General features: G+C 41.1%; 20 protein-coding genes and 1 rRNA gene. 13 read left to right on the top strand and 8 right to left on the bottom strand.

Going from position 1 to position 24865, the window contains the following annotated elements:
- From rrf to H6G14_RS17360, 3 genes are all read left to right on the top strand, one after another.
- A 5S ribosomal RNA gene (rrf, locus tag H6G14_RS34340) occupies positions 1–103 on the top strand; the annotation flags it as partial.
- Between the two features lie 463 nt (positions 104–566).
- Positions 567–1859, top strand: a complete 1293-nt coding sequence (locus tag H6G14_RS17365; RefSeq protein WP_190568592.1) for a glycoside hydrolase family 10-like protein — start codon at positions 567–569, stop codon at positions 1857–1859.
- Between the two features lie 153 nt (positions 1860–2012).
- Positions 2013–3662 carry an RluA family pseudouridine synthase gene (locus H6G14_RS17360; protein ID WP_190568591.1) on the top strand — a complete coding sequence of 550 codons (1650 nt, stop codon included), beginning with the start codon at positions 2013–2015 and terminating at the stop codon, positions 3660–3662.
- 107 nt (positions 3663–3769) lie between these two features.
- Here the strand turns inward: H6G14_RS17360 and H6G14_RS17355 are convergent, their stop codons facing one another.
- The gene (locus H6G14_RS17355; protein ID WP_190568590.1) at positions 3770–4270 is read right to left on the bottom strand and encodes an acyl-CoA thioesterase; all 501 of its coding nucleotides are present in this window, start codon (positions 4268–4270) and stop codon (positions 3770–3772) included.
- Positions 4271–4389: 119 nt separating this feature from the next.
- On the opposite strand from H6G14_RS17355, the gene H6G14_RS17350 reads away from it, so the two are divergent.
- On the top strand, positions 4390–6510 hold the full coding sequence (locus H6G14_RS17350) for a CHAT domain-containing protein (RefSeq protein WP_190568589.1): 2121 nt from the start codon (positions 4390–4392) through the stop codon (positions 6508–6510).
- Positions 6511–6770: 260 nt separating this feature from the next.
- Here H6G14_RS17350 and H6G14_RS17345 read toward each other — a convergent pair whose 3' ends face one another.
- From H6G14_RS17345 to H6G14_RS17335, 3 genes are all read right to left on the bottom strand, one after another.
- Entirely contained in the window at positions 6771–7115 is a 345-nt protein-coding gene (locus H6G14_RS17345; protein ID WP_010998217.1) for a DUF1815 family protein, read from the bottom strand.
- A gap of 966 nt (positions 7116–8081) precedes the next feature.
- A complete protein-coding gene (locus tag H6G14_RS17340; protein WP_190568588.1) occupies positions 8082–8297 on the bottom strand; it encodes a DUF2839 domain-containing protein in 216 nt (71 codons plus the stop codon).
- A gap of 124 nt (positions 8298–8421) precedes the next feature.
- Positions 8422–9978 carry an ATP-dependent DNA helicase gene (locus tag H6G14_RS17335; RefSeq protein ID WP_190568587.1) on the bottom strand — a complete coding sequence of 519 codons (1557 nt, stop codon included), beginning with the start codon at positions 9976–9978 and terminating at the stop codon, positions 8422–8424.
- 130 nt (positions 9979–10108) lie between these two features.
- Between H6G14_RS17335 and H6G14_RS17330 the strand changes: the two genes are divergently transcribed.
- The 3 genes from H6G14_RS17330 (at position 10109) to lysS (ending at position 13716) form a co-directional block, all read left to right on the top strand.
- Positions 10109–11071, top strand: coding sequence for a M48 family metallopeptidase (locus H6G14_RS17330; RefSeq protein WP_190568586.1), 963 nt, complete (start codon positions 10109–10111; stop codon positions 11069–11071).
- Positions 11072–11423: 352 nt separating this feature from the next.
- Positions 11424–11852, top strand: a complete 429-nt coding sequence (locus H6G14_RS17325) for a hypothetical protein (RefSeq protein ID WP_190568585.1) — start codon at positions 11424–11426, stop codon at positions 11850–11852.
- Between the two features lie 178 nt (positions 11853–12030).
- On the top strand, positions 12031–13716 hold the full coding sequence (lysS, locus tag H6G14_RS17320; RefSeq protein WP_190568584.1) for a lysine--tRNA ligase: 1686 nt from the start codon (positions 12031–12033) through the stop codon (positions 13714–13716).
- A gap of 192 nt (positions 13717–13908) precedes the next feature.
- Here the strand turns inward: lysS and H6G14_RS17315 are convergent, their stop codons facing one another.
- Positions 13909–14502 (bottom strand): glyoxalase-like domain protein, encoded by a 594-nt coding sequence (locus H6G14_RS17315; protein WP_190568583.1) that lies wholly within the window; start codon positions 14500–14502, stop codon positions 13909–13911.
- 197 nt (positions 14503–14699) lie between these two features.
- On the opposite strand from H6G14_RS17315, the gene H6G14_RS17310 reads away from it, so the two are divergent.
- Together H6G14_RS17310 and H6G14_RS17305 are read left to right on the top strand one after the other, a co-directional pair.
- Positions 14700–15329 carry an RNA polymerase sigma factor gene (locus tag H6G14_RS17310; protein WP_190568582.1) on the top strand — a complete coding sequence of 210 codons (630 nt, stop codon included), beginning with the start codon at positions 14700–14702 and terminating at the stop codon, positions 15327–15329.
- 97 nt (positions 15330–15426) lie between these two features.
- Positions 15427–16506 (top strand): tetratricopeptide repeat protein, encoded by a 1080-nt coding sequence (locus H6G14_RS17305; protein WP_190568581.1) that lies wholly within the window; start codon positions 15427–15429, stop codon positions 16504–16506.
- Positions 16507–16570: 64 nt separating this feature from the next.
- Here the strand turns inward: H6G14_RS17305 and H6G14_RS17300 are convergent, their stop codons facing one another.
- The 3 genes from H6G14_RS17300 to H6G14_RS17290 all read right to left on the bottom strand — a co-directional run bounded on the left by H6G14_RS17300 (position 16571) and on the right by H6G14_RS17290 (position 19821).
- Positions 16571–17407: a hypothetical protein gene (locus H6G14_RS17300; protein WP_190568580.1), complete on the bottom strand. Its 837-nt coding sequence runs from the start codon at positions 17405–17407 to the stop codon at positions 16571–16573.
- A 315-nt stretch (positions 17408–17722) separates the two neighbouring features.
- Complete coding sequence (locus H6G14_RS17295; RefSeq protein WP_190568579.1) at positions 17723–18202, bottom strand: DUF2267 domain-containing protein; 480 nt, start codon at positions 18200–18202, stop codon at positions 17723–17725.
- A gap of 191 nt (positions 18203–18393) precedes the next feature.
- On the bottom strand, positions 18394–19821 hold the full coding sequence (locus H6G14_RS17290; RefSeq protein WP_190568578.1) for a sensor histidine kinase: 1428 nt from the start codon (positions 19819–19821) through the stop codon (positions 18394–18396).
- Between the two features lie 530 nt (positions 19822–20351).
- Here H6G14_RS17290 and H6G14_RS17285 point away from each other — a divergent pair.
- The 4 genes from H6G14_RS17285 (at position 20352) to H6G14_RS17270 (ending at position 24806) form a co-directional block, all read left to right on the top strand.
- Positions 20352–21917, top strand: a complete 1566-nt coding sequence (locus H6G14_RS17285) for a calcium-binding protein (RefSeq protein WP_190568577.1) — start codon at positions 20352–20354, stop codon at positions 21915–21917.
- Between the two features lie 475 nt (positions 21918–22392).
- Complete coding sequence (locus H6G14_RS17280; protein WP_190568576.1) at positions 22393–22977, top strand: hypothetical protein; 585 nt, start codon at positions 22393–22395, stop codon at positions 22975–22977.
- 301 nt (positions 22978–23278) lie between these two features.
- On the top strand, positions 23279–23812 hold the full coding sequence (locus H6G14_RS17275; protein WP_190568575.1) for a hypothetical protein: 534 nt from the start codon (positions 23279–23281) through the stop codon (positions 23810–23812).
- Positions 23813–23834: 22 nt separating this feature from the next.
- Positions 23835–24806, top strand: a complete 972-nt coding sequence (locus H6G14_RS17270) for a fimbrial biogenesis chaperone (RefSeq protein ID WP_190568574.1) — start codon at positions 23835–23837, stop codon at positions 24804–24806.
- Positions 24807–24865 lie beyond the last annotated feature (59 nt).

Genomic DNA, 24865 nt, shown 5'->3' with positions numbered 1-24865 from the left:
GCAGTGGTCCCACTCTGACTCCATCCCGAACTCAGTTGTGAAACGCTGCTATGGCTACGATAGTCTAGGGGTTGCCCTATGCCACAATCGCTCGGTGCCAGGTTCTATTCTTCATCAAAAACCCCCTTCTAATCTACTTGAAGGGGGTTTTTGTTTTTTATGGCGTTGCATAAATGCGGGATGAATTGGGACTTTTGTACAAAGCAGAATATTGATTCTTTGCGCCTACCCTGCGGGAACGCCAAGGGCGAATGCGTGAGACAAAAATCATCCCACTAATCAGCAACGCCTGTTTTTTATTCGTTACAAGTTAATAATATTACAAGACAATTAAGTAATTATTCTGTTGCTATGTAAGTATTAAATCATCTCAAGTTATCTAAAATAAAGTATCTGTAAACGTAGAGTTTTATGAGGCACTGATGAAAAATAGCTGCGTCAACTATACTTGTGCTACTAAGTATGTTTCAATTTTGATTGAGGCAGAAATTTCGATGCACCGCATTGAATAACTACTAATGAAACAATACCAATATCTTTAGTAAGCAATAAAGCGAGTAGGTGCTATGGCTAGTAAGTTCCATTGCAAATTCATAGGATGGCGCGTGTGGGTAGCTAACGCATCGTTGAAATCGATGAAATTAAATTTACTTAATAATGAGTGGCGATCTAGACAGTCAAATACTTATCGTCGAATTCTGCTGAAAAGTGTTTTCCCTATTCTGGTTTTGATATCCTTCCTCGCAGTTTTACTGGTGAATAGTTTTATTCCTGCTGTTGCTCAACTACCCCGACAAGAAATTCGCGGGGTTTGGATGACTAATAATGATTTTGGCATTCTCAAGGATCGTCGCAAAGTGCAGGATGCTATGGGTAAACTGCGGCAGTTGAATTTCAACACTGTCTACCCTGTGGTGTGGAACTCTGGCTATGTAATGTATCCTAGCGCCGTAGCAAAAAGATATGGTATTCAACCTTTTGTATTTCGTGGTTCGGATGGACATGATATTGTTGCAGATGTCATTAACCAAGCGCATAGTCGGGGTTTGTTAGCTATTCCTTGGTTTGAGTTTGGTTTTATGGCTCCTCCAACTTCAGAATTAGCTATGAACCATCCAGAGTGGTTAACAAAAAAGCGTAATGGTGGACAGACTTCAATCAGTGCTGCTGGTGAGGTGGTGTGGCTTAATCCTTTCCACCCGCAGGTACAACGTTTGATTACTGACCTCGTGTTGGAAATTGTTACTAATTATGATGTTGATGGTATACAGTTCGATGATCACATGAGTTTGCCTCATGAGTTTGGTTACGATAAATATACGGTTTCTTTATACACTAAAGAGACTAAAAATCCACCCCCAACTAATCATCAAGATCCAGCATGGGTGCGCTGGCGTTCTGATAAAATTACGGCGTTTATGGTAAAGCTAAACCAAGCTGTAAAGGCGAGAAAACCTAAGATAATTTTCTCGGTAGCTCCCAACTACTACGACTTTGCCTACAAGTTTCAGCTACAAGACTGGCTTGCTTGGATACGGCTCAAGATTGTGGATGAACTAATTGTGCAAGTATATCGTCCTAACCTGCAAAGTTTCATCTCTACTATTTCTCGTCCAGAAATTCAAGAAGCACAAAGGCTAATACCAACTGGTATTGGGATTATGACAGGATTGCGCAATAATGCTGTTCCTATGTCACAGATTAAGTCTCAAGTACGGACTACGCGAGAACGCGGTTTGGGGGTAGCTTTTTTCTACTACCGTAGCCTTTGGGATTATAGTCAGGCAGATTTAGATGAGCGCCAAGCGGGATTCCAAGCTCTTTTCCCTAATTCTGCACTCCGTGCAAGAATTGAATAAGATTGTTAGGGGAAGATTAAAACTATTAGGAAATCGCTTGAGTATTAGCTTAGATGAGGTTGATGTTATGGATAGGTAAGGAAGAGCCGATCGCCTCAGCACTCCATAAAATATAAAATCATCATCTGCCAAGAGTCAGCTAGATTTTCCATCATGCCTTTTACCGAGGTTTTACACCCGTTATCAGATTTTATTGAATATGATTTGACCGATGATGACTTATCAGGTAACTATTGGTATGAAGGGTATTGTCTGCAATCTGGTGATTTATTGAGGTTGCCTCGTACTGCTTTAGTAGAGGCGATCGCTCATAGTTTAATGCAATACCTTGCTATGGATGAACGGTATTCCCGTGAAGGCAAAATGTATGGCATCTTGCTAGTTGAACTGCCCACTGGTGAAAGACGATTACTTAAAGCTTTCTCTGGGTTGCTAAATGGTCAAAGTGTATTTGATGGCTGGGTTCCACCAATTCCGGGAAGAGAACAAGTTGCCATACAAGAGGGGCGTACCTTAGCTGATTTAGATGCTATTAAGCAGGAATTGATTACCCTCAAACAACTGCCAGAAAGACAAGAGTACGAAACTCTTTTTCGAGAGTTTGAGGAGATGTTGCAAGCAATGAGCGATCGCCATCGCTATCGCAAACATCAACGAAAACAAAAACGCCAGTTATTGAGCGAATCTCTCTTGTCAACAGCACTCACTATTGCCCTGGAACAGCTTAACGAAGAAAGTCGTCAGGATGGAATTGAACGACGGCGACTAAAGCAAGAACGGGACACAGTTTTGCAACCATTAGAGGAAGCGATCGCCTCAGCAAATATTAAGATACAACACCTCAAACAAAAACGGAAAGCATTATCTCGGCAATTACAGTCGCAAATGCACGCTGCTTACTCCCTGATGAATTTTTTAGGGCAATCTGTATCATTACAGCAATTGATGCCGAATGGCTTACCTACAGGAACGGGAGACTGTTGTGCGCCAAAACTACTACACTATGCAGCAACGCATGGACTTAAACCCCTAGCAATGGCTGAATTTTGGTGGGGTTCATCCTCGCAAGATAGAATTCAGGGTGAGTTTTATGGCGCTTGTGTGGAACGTTGTCAGCCGTTAATGGGGTTTTTGTTGTCTGGTTTGAAACCTGCACCAAACTTTGGACAAGAAGAAATTAATTTTATTTATGAGGACGAATGGCTGATTGTAGTAAACAAACCTGCGGGGTTGTTATCCGTTCCTGGTCGTTATCTTGATACCCAAGATAGTGTTGTTAGCCGTTTGCGTCATATGTTACCTGAGGAAACGATGCTTGCTGCGGTGCATCGCTTAGACCAAGATACTTCTGGTATTCTCTTACTGGCACGAGACAGGCAAACCTATCGTCAAGTTAGCCAGCAGTTTCAACAGCGACAAATTCATAAGGTTTATGAGGCCATACTTGCAGGCGTTGTCAGCACAGACGCAGGGATAATTGATTTACCATTGTGGGGAGACCCAGCGAATCGACCTTATCAGCAAGTTGATTGGCAACGTGGTAAACCTAGCGTGACAAACTTTCGTGCGATCGCCAGGGAAGGAAATTACACCCGCATAGAATTTGTACCACTCACAGGGCGCACCCATCAATTAAGAGTTCATGCGTCGGATGTGCAAGGACTGGGGGTGGTAATTTTAGGCGATCGCTTTTATGGTTGCACTGCTCAAACAAATCGATTACACTTGCACGCTAGAGAACTCTGCTTTCTGCATCCACACTCAAGAAAAACAATTAACTTACACATAAAAACACCATTTTAATTGAGTAGCCCTTTTTTTATTGCCAGGGAGGGTATGAGATAGGATTGTTTGACTCCATAAATATCAAGAGTGTACAACCTCTTGGATTCTCAATCCCCAATTCCCGATTAGTTATTGTGTAAAGCAGAAACTTTTGCCAAAGCATCCTTGACGTTGCTGGGTAACTGACGCATGATCTTGCCCCTATCTCTATCTAAAGCCACTAATGTCACTTTGGCAGTAACAAATAATTGCTGTCCATCAGTGGAGACAATAGCATAATCCCAGTTGATCCGGACACCAGTCACATCTATCATCCGCGCTTTTACCACCACCGCCATACCTAACTGAACTGAACGATGATAGCGGATAGAAAGTTCTACTACTGGTAAGTCACAGCCTAAGGCAACTAAATCAGCAAACTCAATGCCAATAGAACGCAAACATTCTACTCTGGCTTCTTCCATCCAAGTTAGATAAGTACCATGCCAAACAATACCTGCATAGTCAGTATGGTGGGGATGAACTCTCACCGGATACTCAAACCAACTATCGAACTGACGTAATGATGAAACTTGGATGGCGTTGGTTGGTGGTAATTGAGATTGGTTTGATTGTTCGTCAGACATCTTCTTGTTTTTGAGCAACTTAAGTTTTTCCAAGTATGGAATAACATAAAAAAGCATCGCATTGTAGAATTTATTCAATTAATAAGGTTTAAACTCCTAAATAAAAGGAGTGCGTGGTTATGCAGCTTCATCTGCCTTATTTCAGTACTTTGGTTTCACCTGTAATTTTTTTCTTTAATTCTGGATTAGTAGAACCACTAATTCAAGAGGTAAATTTAAAATTTAATTACGGAGAAAAACATCAGATATTAGTTCAGAAAGATCAGCGATCGCCTGCGCTGGAAAGTTCCGTAGGAAAGGCGGGGCTTCTCTCCGAGACGCTAGGCAAAAACCCATCGCAAATTGAAGCATTAAATAGACAAGCAATCCTCGATTCCCAAAAAGACCAGCCGCAAGCCGCATTACAAAAGTTGCAACAGGCTTTAGCTATCAGTCGAGAAGGAGGAGAAAGCTTCTGGGAAGGTGTTACCTTGAATAATCTTGGTAGAGTTTATCAAAAGCAAGGTAATTATTCGTTAGCTTTGTTATCTTTTCAACAAGCAGCAATTATTTATAGACAAATTGGCGATCGCATCCAATTAGGCAAAACTTATAGTAATATCGGATACCTATTTCAAGTTCAAAATAAACCAGATTTAGCCATCTTCTTTTATAAACATTGCGTGATTAATCGTGAATTAGCACGTTTGCAAACAGCCAATTTATCTGAATTGCAACCAAATGCGTATAATCTAACGGTAGGTCAAACGTACCGAATTTTGAGTGAAAAATTGCTCACAAAAGGGCGTGTAGCCGAAGCACAAAGGACTATGGATTTACTCAAAGTGGAAGAACTACAGGAGTACCTGCATAATGTCCCTGGTAATCAACATACTGCCAAAGGTATTGCAATTGTCGCCACAGAAAAACCAGTTAAAGAAAAACTAGATCAGACTGTAAATAATGCCGTAGCTTTAGGTAAAGAACTGACGAAACTCAGAAAAATTCCACCACAAGAGCGATCGCCACAACAAAATCAACGCGTTAGGCAATTGGTGACACAGCAACAGCAATTACTAGACAAATTTAACAAATTTATTACTAGTCCAACTGTTACATCACAGTTAGAACAAATTAGCCTTACTGCTAGACGACAAAATCTAGATTTAGAAAGTATCAACGAAATTCGGGATAATTTAGCTCGCTTACCCCAAAAATCCGCAATTATTTATCCGCTAGTTCTCAAAGATAGCCTGGAATTAGTAGTAGTTACCCCAGAATCTCCGCCAATTCACCACACGGTGGCTGTTCCCCAGGCAAAACTCCATCAAACCATAGCTAGCTTTCGTCAGGCGTTAACCAATCCCAGCAAGGATATTAAAACACCTGCGCGTCAGTTATACGAATGGCTGATCAAACCTATAGAAGCTGAATTAAAACAATCAGGCACACAAACCCTACTTTACGCACCAGATGGCCAGTTACGTTACATTCCTTTATCTGCTTTATATGATGGCAAACAATGGCTAGTTGAGCGTTTTAGTATTAATCACATTACCGCCGCTAGCCTGACTAACTTGAACACTTCACGGGATCAGACCTTGCGGGTTTTAGCTGGTGCTTTTACTCAAGGTAGTTATCAAGTAACAGTTGGTAATCGACGACTGGCTTTTTCTAGCTTACCGTTTGCGGCGCTGGAAGTAGAAAATCTAGCCGCTACCATTCCTCAAACTAAAAAATTGTTAGGTAAAAGCTTTAGTCCGCAAATTACAGTACCACAGATGGATGATTATACAATTGTCCATCTAGCGACTCATGCAGCCTTTGTGGTCGGTAAACCACAAGATTCATTCATTTTATTTGGTAATGGCGATCGCGTGAACCTGTCAGATATTGCCACATGGTCACTACCTCATGTAGATTTGGTAGTTTTGAGTGCCTGTGAAACTGGTTTAGGTGGGAAGTTGGGGGATGGTCAAGAAATTTTAGGCTTTGGTTATCAAATGCAGAAAACTGGTGCAAAGGCTGCTATTGCCTCACTTTGGGCTGTGGATGATGGTGGCACTCAAGCATTAATGAGTGTGTTTTATCACAAATTATCTACAGATAAATTAACGAAAACCGTAGCTTTACGGCAAGCTCAAATAGCTTTAATCAAAGATATAGAGTCAACCAATCACATAATGCCTGTAGCCAACAATGGTAACTTTCATCACCCTTATTACTGGGCATCCTTTATTTTGATTGGGAATGGCTTGTAGAATAATTCGTAATTCGTAAATTTAATTTAAGGCATAGAATTTATGCTCCATCGTCCCTGTATGGAGGGTAGTGCAATTACGAATTATTCTGGCTTCAGCACACAGCTTAGAAGAGTGCGGCAATTAGCTAAATTAATTACGCCAAGGCAAATATAGATAGCTAAGAATTGCTAACCAAGTCTTAATCACTAAGTTTTTGGGTGAGATTTAATCAATTTTCCATTGAAAATTGACTATTAAAACTATATGTACAGAAATTTTTAACCTCGTTTTGCCAACGCCTTGTTCCCAGAACTAACTGGCGTAGGTTGCTTCACAAGATTCGCTAGTTCTTGTAACTGGTTAATTGCCTCTGCACCTTCTAATTTCATCAATTCGCGATCGTCTCGCATTTCTGTCCAGGTGATCCCATAGTCAGATACTAGGAATCGTATCAAATGATTATTACCCAAACTGACCATAAACGAAGCACTGTTCATTTGGTCGCCGCAGGTATAACAAGAGGCAGGATATCCACGCCGTTCGAGTACAATTGCCAAGGCTTGGAGGTTCATTACCAAGTCTTGAACAAACTGCCGATGTTGATGAGCTAGTCTTAGAAACACTTTTGTCCTCCAGACACCACAGTCATTTTAGTCTCTTTTATATTTTCTTTAGATTCTCTCACCCATTGGTATTGTAAACTATCCATTACAATTACTAGACATTTGTTGAAGTCGTTAATTGACTACCTTGCTCAGGGTAAGAGGAAACTGCACATCCTGCCGTATCAAACAATTCAGTTTGCAAAATCAGCAGATCAGACAGAGTTAAAAAAATTTAATAATAAATTTACAAACTTTTGTCTGATTTTGTGATTGTTAGCAGTGATGGCATCAAGATTAACTCAGATTTAACCTTAGTCAACCATAGAAAAATCACGGATTGTATTTTTATACTAAATGTGTTTTATTTCGTGATTATTACAGTTTTTCAGCCGAGTTAATGTTCTCTACAGTGTTGTTATACAGTAAAACTACAGATTTTTTTCCTGCGGATTGTTACTAGATTTTGCTTTACCCAATTCAACCTCTCCTGGGTTTATAGAGTTAAATAGATGAGGGTGCAAGCTTTAGAGTGAAAATGTAGGCGTAATGGCCGAATATAGTAGGGGGGTTGATTACACTTCAGGAAAAGATAACTACAGCCCTAATACCTATAGGCATAGAACCGAGCATAACTAAACTAAAGATAAGTATGTTGCCATTTCGGCAGTATTTTTTTAGGCTCTAAACGTTAAAAAAAGTTAAGTAGATGACCAATATCCCCTATGCAGATAGAACGGATTTCGTTTAAGAATGCCGATCCTCCTAAAACTCTGTAGCCAATCATATTTAAGACTAACAGTAAGTCACTCTAGCGAGAGTTATAGATACAGAACTTAAAAAGCAATAGAACTGGCTAAAGTGTGCCTGATCAGTTGATCTCTAGTGGAACAGGATTATTCACTGTGAGAGGGGGTAAGGGTTCAGGTGTGTGGGGTGTAAGGATTTTGGACACATACACCCTTTCCCGATCTTTTAACAGAAATTTTAAGCTGCTACTTGCCACCAACCAAAAGCTGGCCCGATAAAACGGATAGTAACCCAAGCAACAACCATTACACCGATTCCTATCCAAGCCCCGCGAGTAGTCCAGCTAACGAATAGTTCAGCTTGAGATTTAGTAATGGGAACCCACGATAAAATACGGGTGTCTTGCCCGTATTTTTCTCCCATAGTTGTTTTACGACGTTTTGCTTCACCCATAATTAAGATTCACGATTTAGTCTAGGCTATAAATTTACTTTAATACTTATGGTCATTAGTTATCAGAGAGGTTGCACTGCAACATATCTACATCAGTCAGCAGTCAAATTTCAGTAGACTCACGCTAGGCTGAATTTTCTTCGCCACTGGGGGCAAACAGACTGGGATCGAGATAGTTCAGGCGTGCTAGAGGGCTGAGGACATTGAGGATTTGAGAACCATAACTACGGTTGACGACACGACTATCAAGTAAAGCGACAATGCCTTGGTTTTCACGCACGGGGGCTACGGCTCTTTGTAGTTCATTTAAAGCAGTTGGTAATAAAAATAAACGAAACCAATCTTGATGCGATCGCTTATAGTGAGCTACTCTACCAGCTACTAGGGGGTGTTCTAAAGATGGTAAGGGTAAAGTCGCAATCACTAACAGTTGAGGCGCGGGTAAGACAGCCTGGTGTTCTCGCCAAAATTCCCAACCGCTAACCAAAATGCCATTTTCATCCAAACAGGTTTTTTCTACCTGCACCCTCGAACCAAACTCTGAGGCTAAAATCGCCCCCACCTGAGCCTTTAGTGGCACATCTCCCACAAGCAACACTGTCAATCCTGGTGCAGTAGCACTGAGACAGACTAAAGTCCGCACCTTGTGAATGAATGCGGCTTGAAATTCTGGCGTATTAGGTAGAGGTAACTTGTAAGGTATGTAGAGTTGAATCGCCTCTGATTGGCTATCAGAAGCGAATTTTAAGCAGGTTAAATCATCTAAACCCAGACGCTCTTGAAACAAAGGAGCCTCGGTTTCTGGCTCTAAAGCGCTGCCAATGAGGACTACTGGCTGTCGTTGCCAAATGGGTGCAAGAATTTCTCCTAATTCGATTGGTGCGTAATGCAATGAAAATAAACCTTGCCGACGGGCGATCGTTGCCCAGAAGAGGGGTGGGGAGGATGAGGGGGGATGATTTTGCTCGCTGGGTAATTGCTGCCAGAATTGCTGCCATACTTCTGGCACACCTGATGCTGATTTTAAAGCTGTGTGGAGTTTGGTTAAAATATCAGTCTCTGATGGGGAAATTAAATAGCACTCGTAGGGATTTGCTGGATGTTTGAACAGTTCACTTGTCAATTCAATCCTTGCAGATCGGATTGTTTCAGCTTGTTCCGGGCAGGCTAGTATAAGTTGATCCCAGTCTTGGGATTGAATGTCTTTAGTCAGCTGATCACGTACCCAATCTTCTAAATCATCGACTCCATCGATAATTGTGGGTATACCTTGGGGGAAATTATCAGCAGATGTAAGCTGTCCTTTTAGCCAAGCTTCTGGGGAAGTCAGAAGTATTCCTTGGAACTCAGGGTTAGGCCAAGCGTCACCTGTTCTGATAGGTTTATTGACTTGTAGCCACTGCTGTAAACGAGGAATTTCTACTCGCAGGAGCAGTTGTTGCACTGTTTCTGTGGCAACAATAATTACAGGGCCATGCCACATCAGAGCGGAGGCAATAAAACTTGTGCGATACCGTCCTTGATAGCCACAAACAGCCCCTACTTGAATTAAGGCGCTACGTCCCAGACGCAAGGCGCGTGCTACCAACCTTGCCATCGTTAAATGATGGGGCCAGGAAGGGAAACCCGCCTGCGATCGCAAAAAGTTATGTAATGACAAATGAACTTCTGCCTCAATCACACGCTTTCCATCCCATACAAAATGACTTTAATTGCCAATAGCCCCATTTCTATTATCTCTTTTGTCAGTTGACAGTTAACAGTTGACAGTTAACAGTTGACATTTGACCACTGAACCATAACCCTGAATTATGCCAACTTACACAGGAATTTCCAGCGAAGCCTTCAGACATCCACTGGATCGCCAAGCCGAGCAAGCTTTGCGAAATTTACCAGGATTTGATTTGATTGCTCGTAAATTTGTGGAATTTGTCTACGAACGCCCTCAGCTAGTCTATCTAATGGGCAACACCATCCAAGTAGGGCCTCGGCAATATTCCACTATTTACCAGATGTTTCGGGAGTGTGTGCGGGATTTGGATATTTATCCAGAACCTACACTGTTTGTTTCACAAAATCCTCAGGCAAATAGCTACGCATTAGGTCAAGAGAATCCTTACATAGTCATAAACACAGGGATACTAGACTTACTCAACGAAGCCGAAATTCGGGCGGTGTTAGCCCACGAACTGGGGCATATTAAATGTGGTCATACTATTCTAATTCAAATGGCGATGTGGGCGATGAGTGCGGCTTCTGCCTTGGGAGAATTAACCTTTGGCATTGGTAATTTTGTCTCTCAAGCCTTAATTTATGCGTTTTTTGAGTGGCGGCGCAAAGCTGAGTTAACAGCAGATAGAGCAGCGCTGTTGGTGGTTGATGACCTAAATACTGTTTTATCGTCAATGATGAAGATTTCTGGCGGTAGCAGCAAATATGCCAATGAATGCAGTTTGCAGGAATTTATTAAGCAGTCCGAAAATTATCAGGCATTAGACGAGGATGGACTAAATCAAGTATATAAATTCTTAATGTACAACGGCGCTCAAGGCATGATGTTGAGCCATCCTTTCGCTGTAGAAAGAGTCCAATACCTACAAAAATGGGCAGTATCCTCAGAATATCAACAAATTCGCCAAGGTAATTACCAGCGATCGCCTGCCTCTGGTTCTGTAGACGTGAAAGCCTCTACCTCCGCAGCCGAAGCAGAAAGATTACGCCGCCAAATTGAAGAATTACAACAAGAAATTAACAAAATGAAACGTTCTGAATAATGGTAATGGGTAATTGGATATAAGCTATTCTGCTTTTAAGTTGCATAATCCATCGTGAAGGCTGTTGACCGTTGATCGTTAACAGTCAACAGTCAACAGCCCTTATTAGTAGTTATGCAATTTAGGCGCGCATTAGCTTATATCCTAGTCCCCAGTCCCCAGTTCCCAGTTCCTGATTTCATAAAACAGTCATCTAAGAGACTCCGTTGTTTCCCAGTTAGGTGTAGCCTCAGCATGAGAGCGATCATTTTAGATAAATCATCCCTTGGAGAGTGGGAGAATCTCAAATGTGAACCTTGACACCTGCTCAACAGGCCACCAATAACCTAATTCCTTCTGGAAACTGCTGACTATGGCAATTAACTTTCCAAAGTGGCTGGCTGTATTAGCCACTATTCTTGCCCTGCTTCTACTCATACCCGTAACTACCTCGGCAGCAACATTTGGATTTCATACTCCCTCTCAAGCAATTTATGCCTCTGCTGCTAGTTTAGTTACCACCTACCCTTCTTTTTCTGATTTGGATTTAACTCCTTTGCAGCGCCAACGACTGCAATCTGTGCTGCAACGCAGAAATAAAGAAATCCAGGCAGTGTTGGACATATCACAACGTGATACCCTGAGGCATCAAATACACTCTGGTCATAGCTTTAATCAAGCCTTGCTTTCCCTGGAACTGCAACCAGAACAGCAACACCTGATTAAAGCCATAGAACAATTGACAAGCCTGAAATTGAAAGCGCTTTTAGTTAAATATTCCGTACCAAGCGTTAGTAATTGAAGTCTGTCTGCCTCTTTTGAGAAAATAGCGATCGCCTCTGGGGATATGATGGGGCGATCGCTTATTTAGCATCCAAACATCAACAAATCATAAAAGTTCTTCCCCAATTCCCAATTTCCAATCCCTACTCCCTAATCCCTATTTATAATTAATCTTGCCCTCTGAATAGTTCGTTACCATGTCGGAAGAAGATATCCGTGCCGCTAGGCTGGAGAAAGTAGAACAACTCAAGCAGCTAGGGACTAACCCCTATGCTTACCGTTGGGAGTCTACCCATCACGCCGCCCAATTGCAAGAAAAATTTGCTGATTTAACCAGTGGTGAAGAAGTCGATACAGAAGTTGCCATTGCCGGACGCATTATGGCGCGTCGCGTTTTCGGTAAATTGGCTTTCTTCACCTTGGAAGATGAAACAGGCACTATTCAGCTTTATTTAGAGAAAAATCGTATCCAAGAAAGCATGGCAGAAATTGATGCCAATGCTTTTAATCATCTCAAACAACTCACAGATGTAGGGGATATTCTGGGAGCGAAGGGAACAATAAAACGGACTGAAAAGGGCGAGTTATCAATTTACGTCAAAGAATATACCATCCTCACCAAATCCCTACTGCCGCTACCCGACAAGTGGCATGGGTTAACGGATGTTGCCAAGCGCTACCGTCAACGCTACGTTGATTTGATTGTTAACCCCGAAGTCCGGCAAACTTTCCGCCGTCGCGCCCAAATTACGGCCGGGATTCGCCGCTATCTGGAACAAAGGGATTTTCTAGAGATTGAAACCCCTGTTTTACAAAGTGAAGCAGGCGGTGCAGATGCGCGTCCCTTCGTCACTTACCACAACACCTTAGAAATGGAGTTGTATCTGCGAATAGCAACAGAACTCCACCTCAAGCGGTTGATTGTCGGTGGTTTTGAAAAAGTATTTGAGTTGGGGCGCATTTTCCGCAATGAGGGGATTTCCACCAGACACAACCCTGAATTTACCTCAATTGAAGTTTATCAAGCCTACGCCGACTACAACGATATGATGGCGCTAACAGAAGGTATTATCACCACTGTTGCCCAAGATGTACTCGGTACGCTGCAAATTACTTACCAAGGCGAAACGGTAGATTTAACACCACCTTGGCGACGGGTGACAATGCACGATTTAGTGAAAGAATATACGGGCTTGGATTTCCATTCTTTCCCAACACTAGAAGAAGCGAAGTCAGCAGGTAAGAATGCTGGAATTCCTGGTGTAGATGAAGCCCAAACTATAGGAAAAATCCTGAATTTAGCCTTTGAAGAAAAAGTAGAAACAAAGTTAATTCAGCCTACCTTTGTCATTGATTATCCTGTAGAAATTTCACCCTTAGCTAAACCTCACCGTTCTCAACCTGGGTTAGTAGAAAGATTTGAATTATTCATAGTCGGGCGGGAGACTGCGAATAGTTTCTCAGAATTGACAGATCCCATCGACCAAAGAGAACGCCTAGAAGCCCAAGCAGCCAAAAAAGCCGCCGGTGACTTAGAAGCCCAAGGCGTAGATGAAGACTTCTTGACTGCTTTGGAATATGGGATGCCACCTACAGGAGGTTTAGGTATTGGGATTGATCGGTTAGTCATGTTATTAACTGATTCTGCCAGTATTCGGGATGTAATTGCTTTCCCCTTACTCAAACCCGAAGGCAGCTTTATTAAGGAATATCGCTATGAGTCAACAACTCAAACACTAACTCTTGAATTTGATAGTGGAAGTGTTTACGAATATTTCAAAGTACCGCTTACTGTCAAGGAAGAATTAGACAATGTACCGTCTAAGGGTCAATATTTCCATAAGTTTATTAAAGGGAAATTCAAGTATGAACAATTGAGTTGATGGAATAAGTAGAAAATAAAAATAGGGTGATTTAGGATTTTAACTAAATCACCCTATTTTTATTAATTTTGTCAGGCGATCGCCATCCTAGTGTTTTTGCATCAGATAAATAACTACCTACAAAAACAAAATAAGGTGCGTTTGGCAAAACCACAACGCACCTTATTCTCACAAATGACCAACAGACAATGACTAATTGGCTACTTCAGCTATTTCAATCACCCGCCCTTCATAATCCTTAACTAGAAAATTTAGAGGCTTCTGGTTACGAATCTTAAATTTTAAACCGCGTGTTTCTACCCGCATTAAAACCATTTCTAAACAGTCACGGTCAAAGCAAACGTGACGTTGCTGATTTTTTACACCCAAACTTGCACCTGTAATTACGTGCAGTTGAGTATTTTTCTTTAATTGATACCACAGCCCATCACTGGCATTATTCATTGACTTGCCAGACCAGCTAGGACTGGTGGACATATATAGCGGATCTATGCCCGTTGCGCCTATAGTTTGTTCGTAGTTGTAGTAGTAGTGCAGTGGTACTTCTGCGGCTGGTAAATCTAGTAGCCCCTCATATAATTGTCGGGCAATCTCTAGATCGGACACCATCACAGTATGCACTTTGGGCGCACTGGTGAGGAATAGCCACATAGCGCCAGCGTAGGCTGCTAGGAGCATCACCATGATGCCTTGGGTCGAAAACAGGCTATCTAGAGGCAAGGAGGGCAAAAAAGAGCCTAAAACAGGGGTAAGCCGGAACGATATCACACTAGCTGCTATAACCATGAACAAATTAAAAATTATATAAGGGAGTCGCTTTTATTTTTGTCTATAAAGACTTCAGTTAAGAGGTCTTTGTTCTAGTGTACAAGACTAAACTAATCTGAGTCTTTGTTCTCAACAGACCTACATCAAGATATTATACGGCTGACTCAAAAATCTTATTGGCAACTTTATTTTAATCAGTATCAATGGTCAAACTTATGCAAATTCCTCATTTTTCTGAAGCTAATCACCCACTGGTAAAGTCCCTGTTTCATCACAGTGACCAAGAATTGCTGGATCTGTTTCAATATAATCCCGATGCTGGTAAGTACTTTACAGTGATTTTTTGCCGTTACAGCCCAATAGTCTACACTTTGATCCAACATTCTGCGCGATCGCCTGTACAAGCAGATTATCTTTTTGCTCTGACTTGGCGACATATCTATTACGAACTCGGTGGACTGGATTTAAAAAATCCCCTTCCAGGTCAAGAAGGGTTGACTTTGCAAAATTGGCTGATTAATATCACAGCTTATTGTATCAATGAAATTCAATTACCCCCAACTGAAGCCATTCACTATTCTCTGCAAGCAACTTCTCCACCACTTTGGTGCTATGTGGAACAAGCACTAGACCAACTGCCCCCCATGTTACGATTAATGGTTTTGATGGCGCAAACCTTTCATTGGAGCGAAACTCGCATTGCTGCTTATCTACAAGCCGAAGGGGAAAAGGTGACACCTGCTGAAGTAGCCAATTTTCTCCAAGAAGGCTATCGTATGCTAGAGGACAAATTACCCGCAGACATCCGCACTATCTACTTGGGCGAAGATTTGGTTAAGTCATAGGTTAAGTATATACGCGCAAACTGCTAGTCTTCATGCTGACATAATAAAACTTTTCTGCCAGCTTTTACTTAAAACCGCAATTTCTTGGGTAAGTTTTATGACACAACAGCATTTATTCCCTAGCACTCAAGCCAAAAGCTACCAGTTGTTTGGTTTTTACCTATTAATTTTGACTTCCCTATTGCATCCTGTAGCCGCAAGTGCGGCTGATATTACTCAACAACTCCATCGTCCTTTCAATAGTTCCGTTGGACGGCAATCTAGAGATGACGCAGACTCATTATTACGGGTGGCTGAACAACAGTATGCTGCTGGATATGCAGACAAAGCAATTGATTCTGGTTTGCAAGCCTTGGATATTTATCACTTGATTGGCGACCTGAGAGCAAAAGGTTTAACTTATGATTTGTTAGCGAAAGCTTATATTGAACTGGGACGTTTTAAAGAAGGTGAAGACGCATTACGGCGCAGGTTAGCGATCGCCCGCGATACTAAAGATTTTCAATCACAAATTTTCGCCCTGAATAATCTTGGCACTTTGCTACTACAAGCAGGTGAAGCCACAGCCGCCGGACAAACAATTCAGGAAGCCTACACCATCGCTGACAATGTGAAAAATATTGATGGTGAAGGACTATCCTTGAGTAACTTAGGTCTTGTGTCGGCTAGGCTGGGAGATTACAACAAGGCGATCAAACTTTATGAAACAGCTTTGATTTTCCGCCGTCGGACTGGGGACGCACCAGGGGAAATGAATACTTTAAATAACTTAGGCGATGCTTACCTAGCGGCGGGCAATTATCCAGATACGATTGGTACTTATGGCGCAGCTATGAGGATTGCCAAAACTCTAGGCGATCACTCTAACCAAATCCGCGCCATTGATGGTTTAGTCACAGCCCACAGCGCCGTTGGACGCTATAAACGCGCCTTTGACTTACTACAACAGCGTTTAACCATCGCTCAAGAATTACAAAATCTGCGCGAAGAATTAAAATCCTTTGAATCCTACGCAAAATTATACGAGCAGCTAGGTAACTACCCAACCGCCCGTAATTTCTACGAAAGAGCAATCATACTTTCGCAAACCCTGGAAGACAACAAACAAGAAGTGTTTTTACGCGATCGCCTGACGCAAATGTTGAGGAGTCAAAAGTCTATAGTCCATAGTCCATAGTCAAAAAATTTGTAACTGTTGACTGTTGACTGTTGACTGTTGACCTTTGACCTTTGACCTTTGACTAATTCAAAAACACTGAACCGTTATTTTCAATTCTCAACGCGCTTCTATCTTGACCAACATCGGTAGTCTCTCTCAATCTCACCTCCAAAACACCTGATTGTGGGGAAGGTTGGGGGGTTGCTTGTAGTAATCCGCCGTCTTCCCGTTGGAATGTGACGGTGACTGGTACTGTTAAACCTTGGAGTGTGACATCAGATTTACCTTGTAGCGATCGCGGTGCTGTGTCTCCAATTACCTGATAAGTCACATTAGCACCGCTATCATTAACTAATCTCACGTTTACTCTACCACTCGCCAGAGAAATACGAGTGCTAGGGCTTTGTTGTTGGCCTGGTGAGGGTAGGGGACTGACTGGCACAGTAGATTGTCCTGCACCTGGTGCAGGGGTTTGCTGTGATCCTGGAACGCCTAGCTGTGTGTTTTCGCCTTCAGTTTGTAACCCCCGTTGAGAACGACCATAGGGAGCTTCACTAAAAATCCTGGGGTTAGGATTCAGTACTGAACTTGTGTCACCACCAACCCCCATTCTTATTTGGTCAGCGTTTGGCGTAGCTGGAACGCTGCTTTGTGGAAGCAATCCCTGATCTATGAGTCTTTGAGTGAAAGCATTGGGAGGGCAACCCTGAGGGACTGCAACTCGTTCATTATGTGGTTGCTCGTAAAAAATTCTTGGACAAGGATTAACTTTAGAATTGGGCTGAATAGGAGATTGCTGAGTCACTGGCTGTTGTGCTATTCCTGGCTGAGGAGTTGCTGATATACCCATCAGCAACCCTACACAAATTGCACTCAATAAATCAGCAGACTTACGAAGGTCGGAAAAGTTTATGCTCATGATTTACTCCTAAAAATTTGAGTTTTAGCAAATAGGACGATTTTTTATTTAAATCAATTAAATAAATCTCTACTACAAAAGCAGCATTCTCAATCTACCAGCTATTCTTTTCGTCTTGCTCTAACTTTGGGATTGAAAATATAGACAAAAATTATATATATTAATCTATATCTTTAGGATGATGAATAATCATCAATTACATCACAAATAATAAAAACATTTATAGATAAATCAGATTAATTTTATCGAAAATTCAAGTAGCCGTAGGGTGGGCATTGCCCACCACATAGTTATTAAGAAGAGGATAGAATTCAGTTAAGCTTCTTCCCAAATTTGACGAACTTTACCAGGCAACCAACTAGCAATTTCTTCAATTCGCTCTGGTGATAATTCATCTTTTGTAGCAGAAAACACAGCTTTAACTACTTGTTCTCTATCTACATTTGGCTGCATTCCGCCCTCATTAGCTACCCGGAATAAAAAGCGATCGCTATCGATTTTAAAGATGCCAGGGCCTTGCCAAGGTGGACGTACCCGACTCAAGAAGCCGACAAGAGGGTTAGTATCATGCCACAAATCGGCAATTTCCATTTGCAGAGATTTATCATCACTGTCTTCCGCAGGTTCATGTAATTCTGCTTCTACTCTGTCCGCAGCTTCTGTAGTCATCAAATCACGCATGACCCGAAAAACCACTTCGGTTATGTCTCTGGCATCATAAATATCGCCTAAGCCACTTTCTGTTTTTACTTTTTCTAAAAAAGGTAGATTTTTTTCTGGGATGGAAGTTGTCATCAAGCCCTCCAAAAGTTTTCTTATACCTGCATTTTCGCCAGCAAAAAACTAGCAGACTAAATGACAAATTGTTGTTCATTCAACTGCTTGCTTCAATATTTATGGCTAAAAAATGCAGGCTTTAGTAAATAAATTAGTATGTAAATTTAGTAAAATTCATCTGCCACAGGAAACAAATATCTATTATCAAATTAAGACTCTAGAGTTATGGGTAAAGTAACAATAAAAGTAGTACCGTTACCTACAGTGCTTTCGACTTGAATGTTACCTTGATGATGTTCTACAATAGCTTGAGCGATCGCCAGTCCCAATCCTGAACCTGTAGCATTATCTTTACCTACATTCCCACTCTTATGAGTACGTGCAGGATCAACTCGATAAAAACGATCAAATAATCGCGGTAATGCTTCAGTCGGAATACCAATTCCCGTATCACTCACCTTAACTTGTAACTGCGATGTATTATAGCGAACTCTATCTATACGCATCAGTTCCACATTTACCGCACCACCTGGGGGTGTATAGTGCAAAGCATTACCGATTAAATTAGTGAATAATCGCACCAGTTGATCCCAATTTCCCACCAGTGTGAACCAATGTTCTAATAATTCAGGATTAGTTTCAGAATCCGCAGGATCAATTAAGTGCAGATTCAGAGTAATTGCTTTTTCTGTAGCTACAAGTTGTTGTTCTTCTACCACATCCATAAGCACAGCATCAAGGGGACAAGATGAAAAACCATCTCTGCTCACACCACCGTCCTGACGTGCTAGAAATAGTAAGTCATTAACTAACTTACCCAAGCGTTGCGTCAGTCGTTCTACTACCTTTAATTGTTGACGATAGTTGGAAGATGTAGCGGCTTCAGTCTCAGTCAACTCTAAATCAGCTAAAGCAACTTGAACATTAGTTTGAATCAAAGTGATAGGACTTCTGAGTTCATGAGAAGCATCCGCCGTAAATTGCTTGAGACGTTGGTAAGATTCACCAACTGGTTCCATTGCTTTACCTGAAAGAAACCATCCACTGGCGGCGACAGAAATCACCATTAACCCAGTACCCAGCGCCAAATCAAAAATTAACTGGCGACTCGGTTTAGTCACTTCAAACCAAGGATGACTCACACGCAGATATCCCAAAACTTGCCGTCCAACTTCTACTCGTTGTGTAACTTGGCGTAACAATAATCCTGAATCTTGATTGGGGAGTAGAGACTTTTGCGTTTCTGGATTTATCCATCTGTCTTGTTTAAAAACATGAACAGTCTCACCCGTGCGGTTACTGTGAATAGGAATATTGAGTGGTTCAGAAAAAGTTGACCAGATTAAGTCACCAGTAGGGCTAAACCACTCTAGATCAATGTGGTCGTCTTCTACAGTATTGGCATTGTTGCGAAAACTTGCTTCTACGTTAATGCGTAGCTTCTCAGGCTCACCGTTTACTGGCTCAATGACGAGCGATCGCTCCACAATCTCCACCACATGACTAAGAGTATCGTCAATGCGCTCCACCAATGTACTGCGGACATATAAATACACACCACTAGCAAACAACAGCAATAATACCGCAGTTACCGCAGTGTACCAAATAGCCAGACGGCGACGAGTAGCTTGAAACATTTGCCTAATGTAAAAAAACTAAATCTTTGTTAAGTGCTAAATGCTTGTTAAAGCAATGCAGTAACGAATATTAACTGATGCAAATAATATTTAAACTAGGTTTTTCCTCACTATCACTTAAGTAAATACGCTGAAGACAGAGACTAGTAGGTAAGAATATAGTAAATGAGCTAAATATCAAATTAGGCTATTTTTTATTATTCAATAACTTGTAATACTTCACCATCGGAACTGCCAATTAAAATTTATATCTAACTTTATTTTCTATCATTTTACTGTTTATTCATTCAAATTTTATCAACTAATTATTTAAAGGATGAGTTTAGCCCTTATTAATGGGTAAGTTAATCTTGTTAGCTCCAATATTTAGATAATAGCTGTGAATTTTCCTCAAGAAGTTTTGATAACTCAAAATTTATTGAAGGCATACTTACAGTAAATTAATCTATCTATGAATTTAAATACACAATCAACGAGAGTTTCTGTAAATAAATTGACCAACCGAAAACAACCATATCCCAGGTTTTATTATGCCAGCAATTCAACTTTCTAGCATCCTCAATAATAATGTTTATACTGAGAACTTTAATACCTTACGTACTTCAGGTAATGCCACTTGGGTTAATGACAGCACTATTAATGGATGGTACACAGCTCGTACTGGTTCTGGAACCCAAATTTCTATAACTAATGGCAGCACTAGTACTGGCAACTTATACAGTTTTGGTGCTACAAGTAATAGCGATCGCGCTTTAGGTTCCATTGGTTCAGCCGGTACAGGAACTGTTTTCTGGGGTATCCGCTTAGTTAATAATACAAACATCACCCTCGACTTTCTGAACGTCAACTATGTAGGTGAACAATGGCGTAATAGCGGTGCAGGCGCTCAAACAGTAGATTTTCAGTATCAAGTCGGTGCTACTAGTATCAATGGCGGTACTTGGATAGATGCTAATAACCTTGACTTTACCAGTCCTGTAACTGGTGGTGCTGCAACGGCTCTAGATGGTAATGCAGCCGCTAACCGTACTTCCATATCCGGTAAAATCAGTGGTCTGAATCTAGCACCAGGGCAAGAAATCTGGCTACGTTGGAGCGACATCAACCATACAGGTAACGATCACGGTCTAGCTATTGATGACTTTTCTCTATCATTTGGTACTTTTGGTACAAACGGCAACGATACTCTACAAGGCGATGACTTTGAAGACTATATAGATGGTTTAGCCGGTAACGACATCATCACAGGATTAAAGGGAGATGACATTCTCATCGGTGGCGGTGGTAATGATCAGTTCATCCTCAATGCAGGAGATGGAACAGATACCATCACTGATTTTGGTGGTGCAGGTACCAGATTTAATCCATCTTCCAGTATCCGAGCAGAAATGGATCTCTTGAAATTTCAAGGCGCTGGTATGACTGCTCAAAATATGCTCCTCACTCAAAATGGTGCTGACTTAGAAATTACCTTCGAGGGTATGGCTAATACCAAAGTCATTTTGCAGAATTTTCAGATGCAAAACCTAAATAACTTTCGGGAACCGCTCCTCAGTCAGCCGAAAATAGGCAACATTCTATTTGAGGGAGACGGTAACATTATTCAAGATGTCTATGATGTTTACACTGCTACCCAAACCGACAGAACTAACTTTAAAAATAATGCTGTCACTTTCCTGAATGACCTTGATAACTACTACGTCGGTCTCAATGGTTCTAACGATGTTATTAATGGTCAAGGTGGTAACGACACAATTTATGGTTTAAGTGGTAATGACATCCTCCGGGGTGGAGATGGTAACGATATCCTTGTCGGTGGATTGGGTAATGATATTTTAGTTGGTGGTAGTGGTAATGACCTATTTGTTCTACAAGCAAAGGGTGGAACAGATATAATCAAAGACTTTGTAGACGGTCAAGACTTGATTGGTTTAGCAGGTAGTTTGACCTTTGGACAATTAACCATCACTCAAGGTACGGGTGCAAATATTAACGACACTCTAATTACAATCACTAGTACAAGTGAATTAATAGGTATCTTGAATGGAGTTGTCAGCAGTAATATTACTAGCAGTGATATTACTGCCTTTACCTAAATTTATGGGAATTGAAAGATTAATAACCTCAACTTCTCAAAGTCGGAGATTTTGCTTCTCAACATAGAACTTTTGTAACCTAATTCGTAGTAAGGGCTAAAGCCCTTTTTTTTAGATTATTCATTGAATTTCTCTCACCGACTTATACCAATTTGAAAAAAGAATGTGACAGATGTAGAACCCCAAACGCTTGTCCTCTCTTGATTCTTAATTTTGAATTTTGAATTTTGAATTGGTATTACTTGTATCTGTCCTACATTTAACGACGAAAAATTTCCTATCTCAACCCGTGATGTTTTAACCGTAAATAGACTGGGTATTATAAAAAGAAAGCGTAATGCTACTTACGATAAATATAGTAAATTTAAATACTTTCAGTAAAATTTCTGATGTTGCTTAAATATACAACGGGCTAAATTGTTTTTGCGCTTGTTCAGGCGTAGCAAAAAACCACACAAGTTATACCTACACGACCATGAAAAAGATATATTCTTTAGCATCTTTAACATTGGGTACAGTAGCTTTAGTTAGCAATTTATTTTCCGCACCTGTTAAGGCAGCCACCGCCGATGTAGACATCCAAGCCAACGTTCCAGAAATTATCTTTTTGGAAACCTATGATACTCTCACCTATGATGTACAACCTACAGATTTAGCACCTGGCTATACTAATGGAGTTATCCAGACTGTAAATGGCACTTTTGATGCCGCAGGCACAGTTAACAATCCCCTCAACGGTGGTGCAAGTGCCACCGTTGCTGGCGGCATTGTAACAATTACTGACCCTATTACCCTGTACAAGACTTGGGGTATTACTAGCACTGGTAATATCGTACATGGGATTGCCAATAGTGGCACTGCTGTTCCCTTGGATTCAACTAGCGGCAACAGTACAGTTTCCTTTACACCTACTTTAGCTCCCTCTACTGATCTTGCCCCTGGTTTAGATTATGGTAACGCTCTCCAAGGAGACGTAAACTTTGTGTTCGACTTTTCTGCCACCACCGAATCTGGTTTGCACACAGGCGGGACTATTACTGTCACAGCTACAGCTAACTAAGATATCTGCATTTAATTTCCCAGAATAGAGTCGGTAATGGTAATTGATATCGGCTCAGAGCAAAATTTTTGTGTTAGGTAAATAGTCTTCATGTGTATCTACGCCCTAACCCATAGAGCTGACAGTCCGCACAAATAAACAAGCGCAGTCCATCTAAGACACTTGTCGATTCACGTACTCAGACTTAGTGACTCTGAATCTAAGCCATGAGTTATAAAGTTTGATTACTTCTGCTCTGTCCGTAATCAATTGCCATATTTTTTAGTTCTCTGATTTAAATAATTGCTGAATGAAGAACTTGATGCAGCGCCAATATTTTCTCAGCATCACAACGATTGTTCTGGCTCTCTATCAAATCTGTACTGCGGGTATAGCATCTGCTAATCCAACTTGTACAAGTACTAATGACGGATGTATTGTCATTGAAAATGAAGTACTAGAAATTAGCCAAGAAGATATCTTGCCAGATGGTCGCACTGTGAATTTAAGTGGTCATGGAGTGATAGGTGAAACTTCCTTAAATACATCTAACCCGTTCTTAGTTAATACACAAATTAGCAAGACAATTAATAATCTCTGGCAGTTCCAAATAGATAGTAATAACCTTAATAGTTTACAGGTACAATACACCCCTTCTGGTAATTTTTCACTTACACAAGGAAGCTCCATAATTATAGTAGATATTGACCCTCTAGCACCCATTGTTATCGGACAAGGTGCAACACCGGATAGGGTGATAGTCCAAGGAGGAGCAACTTTTACTTTAGACTTATCACAAGTAACAAGATCCGGTATTCATTCTGGTAGTTTGCAGTTAACAATTACAGAATTTTAAACAATTAATCTATTTATTATTAATGATGAACAAGCAGATAAAGCTAACTAAAACACTAAGAAATGTTGGGCTGAGTATCTTAGCAACAGCGAGCGCAGTTGCTTTAGCTTGTAATTCTACTTCAGCCATTTCTATTGGTGTTAGCCCTCCACGCTTTGAGTTAAAACTTGACCAAAGAAGGTCTAGTACTCAATCTTTTCAAGTAGTAAATAACGGGAAGAAACCATCGACTTTTAGAATTTATACTCAAGATTGGACACTCGACGAAAAAAATAATATTAAAGCCGTACCAACTTCTGAACAGTCGCTGTCTTCATCAATTGTAGTTAACCCAGTTAGGTTTACTATTCCCCCAGGAAAAGCTCAAAGTGTCAGATTTTCCGTGCGTCCCCGTGTACAGCCTAAATCCGGAGAACATCGAGCTTTTATATTTATAGAAGAAGTTCCTTCTGAAGATAGGGACGCAAGTCCTAAAAGTGTAGCTGATGTGAGAGTTGTTGGACGTTTTGGGGTTGCTGTCTATGGTTATGTTGGTGAAATCAAGAGAGTTGCTTCACTCAATAAAATTACTGTAGATACTAAAACTGGCCCGGTACAAGCAAATTTTGATATTTCTAGTCAAGGTAATGGCTATGTGCGGATGGCTGGTCAATATGCGATTTGGCCGGCTGCTAAATATCCAGGTGCTAATGCTACTAAACAAATTGCCAATTTAGAAAAGAAAACTACAAAACTACCAGAAAATGTCTTGAGTGCTGGTTTCTTACCTAGAAGTCCCATATTACCAGATACTCGTCGTCAAATCCCTCTCCGAATACCACAAAAACTAACACCTGGTCAATATGTTTTAGACATTAACGGTGAATTGAATGGCATCAAAATTGATCAAGGTATCCCTTTCAGTGTGTCAGTTTTAGCGAGTACTCCTCAAAAGCTATTAACCAGTCCTGCTGATTCGTCTCGTCGTAACATCATTCCCAGACGCACAAGATAGCATTTGTTGGTACATCAACTGCGATTTTTTAATTGATTTAACGACTTTCTTCCCCAACT

Source organism: Nostoc parmelioides FACHB-3921 (assembly GCF_014696625.1).
Taxonomy (GTDB): domain Bacteria; phylum Cyanobacteriota; class Cyanobacteriia; order Cyanobacteriales; family Nostocaceae; genus Trichormus; species Trichormus parmelioides.
Note: the sequence above shows the minus strand (reverse complement) of the source record. Positions and strands in the feature narration are given on the sequence as shown.